Origin of the sequence: Paenibacillus pinistramenti (genome assembly GCF_005869875.1) — a bacterium.
In the GTDB taxonomy this organism is placed as follows: domain Bacteria; phylum Bacillota; class Bacilli; order Paenibacillales; family Paenibacillaceae; genus Fontibacillus; species Fontibacillus pinistramenti.
In genome coordinates this window covers 14,858-26,811 of sequence record NZ_VAWG01000022.1, presented here as the reverse complement: position 1 = coordinate 26,811, position 11,954 = coordinate 14,858, and the positions used below count along the sequence as shown (strand labels likewise).

Sequence of the window (11,954 nt, the reverse complement as noted above, 5' to 3'; positions counted from 1 at the left end):
TTTTGCATTTCTGACGTTATCTTCAGACCAATACAGGAGGGTAATCCAAACATGACAGAGGAACAAAAAGCACCGTCTTCGGCGGAAATGCCGACAACCTATGATCCGAAAGCGGCGGAACAGAAATGGTACCGCTACTGGATGGACAATGAATTTTTCAAAGCAGGACAGCGCAAGGACGCCGAGCCTTACACCATCGTTATTCCCCCGCCTAACGTAACCGGGATGCTTCATATCGGCCACGCGCTGGATTTCACCCTGCAGGATATTCTGATCCGCACCAAGCGGATGCAGGGCTATGATGCCTTGTGGCTCCCAGGCTCTGACCATGCGGGCATTGCAACCCAAACCAAAGTCGAGCAGAAGCTGCGCGAGCAGGGCGTATCCCGGTATGACCTGGGACGCGAGAAGTTTCTGGAGAAGGTTTGGGAGTGGAAGGACCAATACGCGGCGACCATTCATGAGCAGTGGGCCAAAATGGGCTTCTCCCTGGACTACTCCCGCGAGCGCTTTACGCTCGACGAGGGCTTGTCCGATGCGGTTCGCGAGGTATTCGTCAAGCTGTATGAGAAAGGCCTCATTTACCGCGGCAAGAAGATCATCAACTGGGACCCGGCCGCCCGTACGGCGTTGTCCGACATCGAAGTTGAATACAAGGAAGTGAACGGTGCCCTTTATCATCTGCAGTATCCGCTCAAGGACGGCAGCGGCCATTTGACGGTGGCGACAACCCGTCCCGAAACGATGCTGGGCGATACAGCCGTCGCGGTGCACCCGGAGGACGATCGCTACAAGGACCTGATCGGCAAAACTTTGGTTCTCCCGATCATCGGCCGCGAAATTCCGGTCATTGCAGACGAATATGTGGAAAAAGATTTCGGCAGCGGAGCCGTAAAGATTACGCCTGCGCATGACCCGAATGACTTTGAAGTCGGTCTTCGCCATGACCTGCCGCAGATCATCGTCATGGACGAATCCGGCATTATGAATGAAGAAGCCGGCAAATATCAGGGCATGGACCGTGCGGATGCGCGCAAGCAGATCGTCAGCGACCTCAAGGAGCTTGGCGTCCTGATCCGTATTGAAGAGCATGTTCACCAAGTTGGCCACAGTGAGCGCTCCGGCGCTGTTGTCGAGCCTTATCTGTCCACACAGTGGTTTGTAGCGATGCAGCCGCTGGCTGAAACTGCAATCAACGCGCAGAAGTCCGGCGAAGGCGTTAACTTTGTGCCTGAACGCTTTGAGAAGACCTACTTGAACTGGATCGAAAATGTCCGCGACTGGTGTATTTCCCGCCAGCTGTGGTGGGGACACCGCATCCCCGCCTGGTACTCCAACGAAACCGGCGAGTTTGTTGTGGCCAAGAACGAGGAAGAAGCCCGCGCGAAGCTCGGCACGGACGACATCCGCCAGGACGAAGACGTGCTGGATACCTGGTTCAGCTCCGCCCTCTGGCCGTTCTCCACACTGGGCTGGCCGGATGAGAACAGCGAGGACTTCAAGCGGTATTATCCGACAGATGTGCTCGTTACCGGCTACGATATCATTTATTTCTGGGTAGCGCGGATGATTTTCCAAGGGATCGAATTTACAGGAAAAATGCCGTTCAAAGACGTGCTGCTCCACGGTCTTGTGCGCGACAGCGAAGGCCGCAAAATGTCCAAATCGCTCGGCAACGGCGTCGACCCGCTTGAGGTGATTGAGAAGTACGGCACGGATGCCATGCGCTACATGATCTCCACCAGCAGCACGCCTGGCCAGGATCTCCGTTTCCGCTGGGAACGCGTAGAGCAGGCCCGCAACTTTGCCAATAAAATCTGGAACGCTTCCCGGTTTGCTCTTATGAACCTGGAAGGCGTTACAGCTGATCAAATCGACATTACCGGCGATCTCAGCACAGCTGACCGCTGGATTCTGCACCGGTTTAATGAAACGGCCCGCGACATTACCCGTTTGATCGACAGTTATGAGTTCGGGGAGACTGGACGCCTTCTGTACAACTTTATCTGGGATGATCTGTGTGACTGGTACATCGAGTTCTCAAAGCTGTCCCTGTACGGTGAAGATGCGGCCGCCAAGGCCAAAACGCAGTCTGTACTGGCCTACGTGCTGGACCGCACGCTTCGTCTGATGCATCCGTTTATGCCGTTTATTACAGAGGAAATCTGGCAGCACCTGCCGCATGTGGGCGAAACCATTACACTTGCCGAATGGCCGAAATACGACGAAGCCCTTTCAGCTCCGGATGCGGTTCAGGAGATGAACCTGCTGATCGACATCATCCGTTCTGTACGGAACATCCGGGCGGAAGTGAATGTGCCGATGAGCAAAAAAGTCGAGCTGCTGCTGAAGCCGGCTTCCGATGAGCTGCAGAACATCATCGACCGCAACGCGCACTACATCCGCCGGTTCTGCAACACGTCCGAGTTTGCGTCCTCGACGTCGGCAGAAGCTCCGGATAAAGCAATGACGGCGGTTGTCACCGGCGCCGAGCTGTATTTGCCGCTCGCAGGCCTGCTGGATATCAGCCAGGAGATTGCCCGCCTGGAGAAAGAGCTTGACCACCTGAACAAGGAAGTGGAGCGGGTCGAGAAGAAGCTGGGCAACCAGGGCTTTGTCTCCAAAGCACCGGCTGCAGTCATTGAAGAAGAACGCGCGAAACAGAAGGACTACGCGGACAAACGCGATAAAGTGCTTGCCCGGATTGAAGAATTGAAAGGGTAAGGTGAGCAGCCATGAACCAGCATGATGGGGAACTAACGCCGCTGCGGACCTACCAGGAGGCGGTGGACTGGATCAACGGGCTGATTCCATTCGGAATCCGGCCCGGGCTTGAACGAATTTATGCCTTGATGGAACGGTTCGGCAATCCGCACCGCCGCCTGAAATTCATTCACGTGGCCGGTACGAACGGCAAAGGCTCTTCGTGCGCATTTTTGACAAGTGTGCTGCTGGAGAGCGGCTACAGCGTGGGGACTTATACGTCCCCATATATTACAAAATTTACGAATCGTTTTCAGTATAACGGTGAAGATATACCCGAGGACGTTTTGCTGGAGCTTTCGAACCGTCTTCATCCGGTAGTAGAGGAGCTGGCGGCAGCGGAGCTGGGCTCCCCGACCATGTTCGAGGTTTCTACCGCTTTGGCGATTCTGTACTACGCCGAAGTTTGTTACCCGGACGTTGTGGTTTGGGAGACCGGCCTCGGGGGGCGCATGGATGTGACCAACATCGTGACGCCGATTGTTTCGCTCATTACGAACATCGGGTATGACCATATGGACGTGCTGGGCGATACGCTGGAGAAGATCGCCGGAGAGAAGGCCGGCATCATCAAGCCGGGAGTGCCTGTGGTCAGCTGCGTGGAGCAGCCTGAGGCTGTCCAGGTGATCAAGGAAACGGCTGCCCGGAACAAATCGACGCTCTACCTGATGAATGAGCAGTTCTGTTACGAGCGGGGCGAGCTGAAGGAAGGGGCACAGCAATTTCTCTTTAAAGGCCCTTTCCGCAACCTTGAGGCAGAGATCAGCCTGCTCGGCGAGCACCAGTGCAAGAACGCCTCCGGCGCTTTAATGGTGCTTGAGGTTCTCCGCCAATATATGGCGTTTATCCTCGACGATGAGGATGTGGCCCGCGGACTGCGGCAAACGGCATGGGCCGGACGGCTGGAGCAGGTGAGCACAGAGCCGCGGATTGTGCTCGACGGCGCGCATAATCCGGAAGGTGCGGAGATGCTTGCACGGTCGATTCCGGAAGCTTTCCGCTATAACAAACTCATTTTAATGATGGGTATGCTGTCCAATAAGCATCATCAGGGATACTTCAAGCATATATTACCGATAGTGGATACAATAATCCTTACAGAGCCGGATTTCCGCCGAAAGATGGACGCGGAAGCGTTGTTAGGCCTTGTTGAAGAATTGAAGGAAACGGCAGCGAAACCGGGATTGGAAATCATAGTCGAACCTGATTGGAAAACGGCTCTAGAAATATTAAAGCAGAATACAAAGGCAGAGGATCTGGGCGTCGTATCCGGTACGCTGTATTTAATTTCTGATGTTCGGGCAGCGCTGCTGCATCAAACCGATTCTGAAAAAGGCTGGTGAATTCAATGTCAAACACGGTTACAGAACACGTTCATTTTATCGGGATCGGCGGTTATGGCATGAGTGCAATTGCCCGGGTCATGCTGGAAATGGGCTATACCGTTACGGGTTCAGATGTCGCATCCCAAGAACTTACCGAGAAGCTCGCGGCTAAAGGAGCTAAAATTTATATAGGGCATACCCCCGAACAGGTACACGGCGCCGATATGGTTGTTTATTCCACTGCGCTGCCGAAAGATAATGTGGAGCGCTTGGAAGCGGAAGAACAGGGGATACCGATTCTGCACCGTTCCCAAATGCTTGCAAGGCTGCTTAACGAACGCAGGGGAGTTGCGGTTGCAGGCGCGCACGGCAAGACGACTACCTCTTCAATGATCGCGCTTGTTATGGAGGAATGCGGAACAGATCCGACCTACATTATCGGCGGAGAAATTATGAATATCGGAACGAACGCCAAAGCCGGCAAAGGGGAGTACGTTGTGGCAGAGGCGGACGAGAGCGACGGCTCATTCCTTCATTATTTCCCGGCGCTTTCCGTTGTGACCAACATCGAAGCCGACCATCTGGAGAACTACGGCGGAGATTTTGAGCGTCTGAAGCAGGCCTATGTTCAGTTCCTGAACCAGACCAAATCCGATGGAAAAGCCGTTGTCTGCGGGGATGACCAGATCATCCAGGAGCTGCTTCCGCAGGTGAAAGCGAACGTCATTACTTACGGAATGAATCCGGACTGCGAATATACGGCGGGCGATATTAAGCTTGGAGACCGGAAAGTATCCTTTACGGTAAGCCATCATCAGCAGAAGCTGGGGACGATCGAGCTGTCCGTTCCAGGCAAACACAACGTTTATAATGCGCTGGCTACTGTAATAGTATGTCTGGAGGCCGGAATCAAGTTTGAGCGGATTGCCGGGGCCATTCATCTGTTTAACGGAGCGAAGCGGCGTTTTCAGGTGCTCGGAGAATCAAATGACATTTTGGTTATCGACGATTATGCCCATCATCCGACGGAGATTCAGGCAACGATCAGTGCTGCTAAGGCGACGGGCAAGCGGATTGTGGCGGTATTCCAGCCGCAGCGGTACACACGGACCTTCTTCCTGCTGGATGCGTTCAGCAAAGCTTTTGCCGATGCGGATGAAGTCATTATTACCGATATTTATTCTCCTGCCGGTGAGAAGCAGATTGAAGGGGTAAACTCCTCCAAGCTGGTTGAGCTGATCAAGCAGAACAGCAATCCGGGCGCGCGCTACATTCCGACCAAGGAAGAAGTGCTCGCCGATCTGGCGGGACGGGTTAAGCCGGGTGATCTTGTGCTCACAATGGGCGCTGGAGACATTTGGAAGGTGGGCTATGCCCTGGCCAAACAAATCCGTGACTAAACCTAAACCCTGACCAAGCAAGAGTGAGGCAGCTGAAAAAGAATACAACCGCAGACCCGGCCGGATTCCTCCGCTGCCGGGTCTGCTGCTTGTATGGCAGAGCAAAGCGTTTAGCGGCTGCGCCTGGCTATTTTTAGTGGCATAACTCCGGGTCTTGTCTCATAGGCTGGAAGTAGAAGAGACGGACAAGGAGAGTGTGACGGTGAATAAAGCCAGAATGACATTCCGCTTTGATGACCGGGGGACAAGCCAGCCGGCCCGAAACGAACCGTTATGGAATCCTGCAAATAAGAAGCCAATGGAAAATAATTCTGATTCACGTGCAGAAGCGGAGCATCCGCATTTGGAGCTCGTGCAGCCGGAACAGGAGCAGCCGAAGCGCCGCAGCTATGCGGATATGAATGCGGCGATCAGCAACTGGCCTGAGGAAGACCCCGGCAATCCGTTTCAGGCGCATTCCGGACTTGGCATGTACGGCTTCCCCGAAGAAGAGGAGCTGGAGAAGGGCGGCAGACCGGGATGGAACAGGGAGGAACGCTCCGCCCGCACAGGATACGAGCCTTTTCCGCAAGTGGACAAGGAGGACGAAGGGGGAAGCTTCGGGCCTGCATGGTCAAACGATCATTGGTCAGACGATCATCGGTCAAACGATCATCGGTCATACGATCGGTCACACGACCCGGTCCGGCACCGCACGCCAGGCCGCAATTCCGGCTGGAAAGTGATCGGATCGGTAACCGGGGCTATTGTAACCGGGGCTTTGTTTGGCATGGTGGTATTGTCTTTCTTCAATAAGGAAGCGGAATTTCCGATTCCCGGCCTTTCGGCAATCAGCGAATCGGCCCAGAAGGCAGTCCAGGCTCTGCCTGTTGTCGGTGAGCTGAAGCAGGAGGAGACAAGCGGCGCGGCCGTACAGATTGCCCTGCCGGCGCAAACCTATTATTTTCTCCAGTACGGGGTCTTCAGCTCGGCCGACGGCGTGGACAGGGCGCAGCAGGAGCTGAAGGATGCCGGTTATGCCGCAGCCCAGGATACGCTGGACGACAGCAGAGTATATGCCGGCATATCCGCAGACAGGGAGCAGGCCAAACTGCTGAGCAGTGAACTCAAATCAGAGGGCGTTGACCTGATTCTGCATGAGGCGTCGATTCCGTCTGCGGCAGCTGTGCCTTACAGCAAGGAGACCGGAACACTGGAGCAATACGCGGTGCAGAGCGCGGAATTGGTCAAGCTGCTCAGCGAAACCTCCGCTTCTTTGCTGCTTGAGGAGTCCCCGGACCTGGCTGACGATCAGATCAGCGCGCTGAAGGACCAGCATGTCCAGTTCACCAAGAATGCGGCCGCGGTGCGCGGCGGCTTCAGTGGAAGCGGGGAGCAGCTTATCGAGAATATGGAGACCGAAATGAACAGCGCGGTGGAGGCCCTTCTGCAGTTTGACAAGACCAAGGCCAAATCCCATTTGTGGGAAGTACAGAACTCCATGATGCGTTATGTGCTGGATGAGCAGCGGCTTTTTAGTGACAATTAAATCTTCAGGATTTGAGAATCCGGCATAATGTGGCAATCACATCCAATGCCGGATTTTGTTTGTATTGTGAAACAAATGACCTTATAATAAGTAGTGTCAAAAAATGGCGAGGCTTGACAGGGTTAACAGCTTGTCACAAGTTGGGCCATTTTGTTTTTTTGAGGCGCATTTTATGAAATCGTTCCGTACATTTTATGGACATAGACCTGTTTGAAGGAGAACGTTACGTTTGAATAAACTACCTTCCAAATCCATTATTTTAGCCTCAACCTCTCCCCGCAGACAAGAACTGATCGCCGTTTTAGGCATCCCGTTTACCGTTATACCCAGCCATGCGGACGAAACGCTGTCACAGGAATGGACTCCGGCAGAAGCTGTGTCCGAGCTTGCCCGCCGCAAGGCGCAGCAGGTCTATCAGTCCCTGGAGCAGCGCCCCCGTGCTGTAATTGTAGGCAGCGATACGGTTGTGGTTCGGGATGGGGTCATATTGGGTAAACCGGACAATGAAGAGCATGCGCGGCAGATGATTTTCTCACTCCAGGGGCGGCAGCATGAGGTTTACACAGGCGTAGCTTGTCTCGATGCCGAAACCGGCCTGACGGTGGTAGACTGCAAAATGACAAAAGTAACGATGAAACCGATGTCCGAAAGCCAGGTTGCTGCTTATGTGCGCAGCGGCGAGAGCCTGGACAAGGCCGGGGCTTATGGGATTCAGGGACTTGGCGCCGCGCTGGTAACCGGAATTGAAGGCGACTATTTTAATGTGGTCGGACTGCCCTTGTCCCTGCTTGCCGATATGCTCGGCGGGTTTGGTGTGCACGTGCTGAAGGAAGACGAAATTTGAAGAGACATGTAACTTTTGCTTGTCCTGAAACGTTACTTGAATGCCTGTTTGAAACAGAGACCATCAAATTAGGGTGAAGAGAGGGTACTAGATGGAAGCGCCGATTTACAGGCTGCGTGACATCCCCCATGAAGAACGACCTAGAGAACGCTTAATCAGATATGGAGCGGAGGCGCTGAGCCATGCCGAATTGCTGGCCATACTGCTGCGTACAGGGACTCATCAGGAGTCCGCGATTCACGTTGCGCAGAAGATTCTATCCAAAGCCGGAGAGATCCGCGGTCTGGTCGATTTAAGCTTGGATGAACTAATGGAGATCAAAGGAATCGGGGAAGCTAAGGCGATCCAGCTGCTCGCAGGAATTGAAATCGGGCGCAGGCTGGCCAGATCTGTACGCAGGGATGCGGTGGTCATCCGCAGTCCGAAGGATGCGGCCGAGATCGTGATGGATCAGCTCCGGTACCTGAATAAAGAGCATTTTATATGTTTGTTTCTCAATACGAAAAATCACCTTATCGGTCAAGAAACGCTTTCCATCGGAAGCTTAAACGCTTCTATTGTTCATCCGAGGGAGGTTTTCCGGGCGGCTGTGAAGTGCAGCAGCGCGTCGATTGTCTGCGTACATAATCACCCCAGCGGTGATCCCTCGCCCAGTCCGGAAGATATTCAGATTACCAAGCGGTTATGCGAAGCCGGGGAGATTATCGGAATCGACGTATTGGATCATCTGATTATCGGTGACGGACGGTTTGTCAGTTTGAAGGAACAAGGCTTGATGTAATATAATAGTCCAGATATCCAGCCGGTCAGCGGCGATATAAGAAAAGGAGATAACAGCATGTTTGGTGGTAAAGATTTAGGAATTGATTTGGGAACAGCTAATACACTTGTATATGTACGGGGCAAAGGCATCGTTGCCAGAGAACCTTCCGTCGTAGCAATTCATACGGATACGAAAAATATTGTAGCGGTAGGGGAATCCGCTAAGAAAATGATCGGCAGAACGCCGGGCAATATCCGGGCCATCCGCCCGATGAAAGACGGCGTTATCGCCGATTTTGATACGACGGCAACTATGATTAAATATTTTATTTCGCAGGCCCAGAAGCAGCGTTCCATGTTCCAGCGTCATCCGAATGTTATGGTTTGTGTGCCTTCAGGCATTACAGCGGTTGAGCAGCGCGCGGTTGAAGACGCGACGAAGCAGGCGGGAGCCCGCGAAGCTTATACCATTGAGGAGCCGTTTGCGGCGGCGATCGGCGCAGACCTTCCGGTCTGGGAACCGACAGGAAGCATGGTTGTAGACATCGGCGGCGGAACAACGGAAGTTGCGGTTATCTCCCTCGGCGGAATTGTAACCAGCAAATCTGTACGCGTGGCCGGAGATGAAATGGATGAATCCATCATTCAATTTATCAAACGTCAATATAATCTTATGGTGGGCGAAAGAACAGCTGAGCAGCTCAAGATGGATATCGGCTCGGCAATGCCGCTTGAGACGGTTGAAACGCTTGAAATCCGCGGCCGTGACCTTGTAACGGGTCTGCCGAAGACCATTACCATCACCTCTGACGAGATTTCCGAAGCGCTGAACGACACCGTCAACGCAATTGTTGAGGCTGTTAAGGTGACCCTGGAGAAATGTCCGCCGGAGCTTGCAGCCGACATTATGGACCGGGGCATTGTGCTTACAGGCGGGGGAGCTCTGCTCCGCAACCTAGACAAGCTACTGGCCAAGGAAACAGGCATGCCGGTAATTGTAGCCGAGAATCCGCTGGATTGCGTCGCGATCGGCACCGGCCGTGCGCTTGAGAACATCCATATGTTTAAATCGAAGAGCCAGTCAAGCCGTTCGAAACGCTAACCGTTCGAAATGCTAAATAAATAGAGATTGACAAAGATAGACCACCCTTGAAGTGGGAGAGAATATGATGGTTAGAGGGTGCTTAAACTGTTCAAATTGCTGGGCAATAAACGACTGTTTTTCCTGCTGATGGGACTGATCCTGTTTATCGCGGTTATGGGTTTTACGCTTGGACCGCGGGCAGGCTTGTCCTGGCCGGAGAAATTTACCAAGGATACCGTCGGATTTGTACAGTATATCGTCTATAAACCCGTCTCCTATGTTGCGGGTTTTTTCCACGATATTGCCGATTTAAGGTCGGTGCAGAAAGAGAACGAGGAACTGAAGATCGCGCTTGCGCATTATACGCGGGATAAAGCCAAATACAATACAATCGAGCAGGAAAATGAACGGCTTTATGACGCGCTGAAGTTCACGGAGGAGCAGAAAGCTCGAAACAAGAATTATGAATACCGGATTGCCCATGTGGTCAGTGTCAGCGATGACCCGGACAACCGGACGCTTGTAATCGACTTGGGAAGCCGGAATGGAATCAAGACCGATATGGCGGTGACTTCGGATAAAGGGCTGGTTGGCACCATCAGTCAAGTCAGCAACTTTACGTCGACTGTCAAGCTTGTAACGACACTTGATTCCAAGGACCCGAATTCCAATGCCATCGCGGCTACGGTTCAGGGTAACGAGAACAAATCGTTTGGCATGATTGAAAGCTACGATCAGGAGAAAGGCATGTTCCTGATGACAAAGATTAAGAGCGACGACCCGCTGAAGAAGGGAGATACGATCATTTCTTCCGGGCTTGGCGGCGAGTTCCCGCGCTTTATCGTCATTGGTACGGTTGTCAGCCGTCAGGTTGGCGAATTTGGTTTGACAGATACGGCCTATGTGAAGCCGGCGACCGAGTTCTCTGACTGGAACGAGCTGTTTGTGGTTGTGACGCCGGAGGTACCGGAATAATGAAACACCGTAATCTGCTGCTCGTCATCCTGCTGTTTGCCTTGTTTCTTGCGGAGGGAGCCATCCTGCCGTGGCTGATTCCTCCTGCCTGGCAGACCCGGATTGTTCCGCATCTGGTTTATATCGTTATTTTATTTGTTTCTGTCTATCAGAACCGGCATAAAGCTCTGCTTCTCGGCATTCTGTTCGGCTTGCTGCAGGATGTCATTTATTACGGCGCGATGATAGGCGCCTATTCTTTTGCAATGGGCTTCTCTGCTTACTTAATCGGACTGCTGTTCAAGCCTAACCGAACACCGCTTCCGTTTATGCTGTTTGCTGTCTTAATGGGAAGCCTGCTGCTGGATTCGATCCTCTCTGGTACTTATAAGCTGTTCGAAATCAACCATCAGGCCTATACCTGGACCTTGATGAATCATATTTTACCGAACATGATTGTTCATTTTATTTTTGCGCTTATCGTCTATGTTCCTCTGCGGCGCTTCCTGGAGAAGACGAAGTTTCGAAACCGTCCAAGGGAAGAGAAGGCTTAGCGTCTGTTGTCAATTTACGCAGAAAGCAGGAGTTTTTGCAGGTCTGCGCGAATTAACATAAAGGGAGGGACAGGCGATGACAGTTAAATCCAACCATGTGACGATCAAGGGAATCAAAGATGGCCTGATTTTCCTTTTTGATGATCAATGTGAATTTTCAGAGCTTCTAAACGAGCTGAAATATAAACTGGAGCACAGCCATCAGAGTATATTAACAGGCCCTATCGTTCATGTTGATGTGAAGATGGGCATGCGGAATATGACCGAAGAACAGAAAACGCTCATTCTAGATACATTAAAGCAGAAAGGCAATCTGCTGATCCGTTCAGTGGATACGCCGGGAAGTATGCCGGATGAATCTGCCGGTCCGGTGATAAAGACCCTTTGCGGAATGGTTCGTTCCGGTCAGGTGCTGAAGCACGAAGGAAATCTTCTGTTTCTTGGGGACGTCAATCCGGGCGGGCAGATTATCTGCACCGGTGACGTTATCATCATGGGTGCGCTTCGGGGAACGGCCCATGCCGGAGCTGACGGGAATGAGAAGGCGGTGATTGCCGCCTCCTATCTGGCGCCTACCCAGCTTCGGATTGCTGAAGTGATCAGCAGGCCTCCCGATGAATGGGAGAACCGGGAAACGAGCATGGAATTTGCTTTTCTGCAGAACGGCACCATGCAAATTGATAAGATCAACAATGTGGGGAAAGTTCGACCGGACTTCAATGTGTTTAAAGGGGTGTAGA

10 protein-coding genes are annotated in these 11,954 nt (G+C 52.7%); all 10 read left to right on the top strand.

The genetic code is table 11. The features are described from left to right. The first annotated feature begins 51 nt into the window (after window positions 1-51). Window positions 52-2,724: a valine--tRNA ligase gene (locus FCN15_RS17355; protein WP_138496245.1), complete on the top strand. Its 2,673-nt coding sequence runs from the start codon at window positions 52-54 to the stop codon at window positions 2,722-2,724. Between the two features lie 11 nt (window positions 2,725-2,735). Then, window positions 2,736-4,106 carry a bifunctional folylpolyglutamate synthase/dihydrofolate synthase gene (locus tag FCN15_RS17350; protein ID WP_138496244.1) on the top strand — a complete coding sequence of 457 codons (1,371 nt, stop codon included), beginning with the start codon at window positions 2,736-2,738 and terminating at the stop codon, window positions 4,104-4,106. A 5-nt stretch (window positions 4,107-4,111) separates the two neighbouring features. Then, the gene (gene murC / locus FCN15_RS17345; protein WP_138496243.1) at window positions 4,112-5,488 is read left to right on the top strand and encodes a UDP-N-acetylmuramate--L-alanine ligase; all 1,377 of its coding nucleotides are present in this window, start codon (window positions 4,112-4,114) and stop codon (window positions 5,486-5,488) included. A gap of 202 nt (window positions 5,489-5,690) precedes the next feature. Further along, window positions 5,691-7,016: an SPOR domain-containing protein gene (locus tag FCN15_RS17340; RefSeq protein WP_138496242.1), complete on the top strand. Its 1,326-nt coding sequence runs from the start codon at window positions 5,691-5,693 to the stop codon at window positions 7,014-7,016. Window positions 7,017-7,245: 229 nt separating this feature from the next. After that, window positions 7,246-7,860, top strand: a complete 615-nt coding sequence (locus FCN15_RS17335) for a Maf family protein (RefSeq protein WP_138496241.1) — start codon at window positions 7,246-7,248, stop codon at window positions 7,858-7,860. 91 nt (window positions 7,861-7,951) lie between these two features. Further along, a complete protein-coding gene (gene radC / locus FCN15_RS17330) occupies window positions 7,952-8,641 on the top strand; it encodes a RadC family protein (RefSeq protein ID WP_138496240.1) in 690 nt (229 codons plus the stop codon). Between the two features lie 57 nt (window positions 8,642-8,698). Further along, the gene (locus tag FCN15_RS17325; protein WP_138496239.1) at window positions 8,699-9,724 is read left to right on the top strand and encodes a rod shape-determining protein; all 1,026 of its coding nucleotides are present in this window, start codon (window positions 8,699-8,701) and stop codon (window positions 9,722-9,724) included. Between the two features lie 78 nt (window positions 9,725-9,802). Continuing rightward, on the top strand, window positions 9,803-10,681 hold the full coding sequence (mreC, locus tag FCN15_RS17320; RefSeq protein ID WP_138496238.1) for a rod shape-determining protein MreC: 879 nt from the start codon (window positions 9,803-9,805) through the stop codon (window positions 10,679-10,681). Continuing rightward, on the top strand, window positions 10,681-11,214 hold the full coding sequence (gene mreD / locus FCN15_RS17315) for a rod shape-determining protein MreD (protein WP_138496237.1): 534 nt from the start codon (window positions 10,681-10,683) through the stop codon (window positions 11,212-11,214). Before mreC ends, mreD begins: the two co-directional genes overlap by 1 nt. Window positions 11,215-11,290: 76 nt before the next feature. Continuing rightward, a complete protein-coding gene (gene minC / locus FCN15_RS17310) occupies window positions 11,291-11,953 on the top strand; it encodes a septum site-determining protein MinC (protein WP_138496236.1) in 663 nt (220 codons plus the stop codon). Window position 11,954 lies beyond the last annotated feature (1 nt).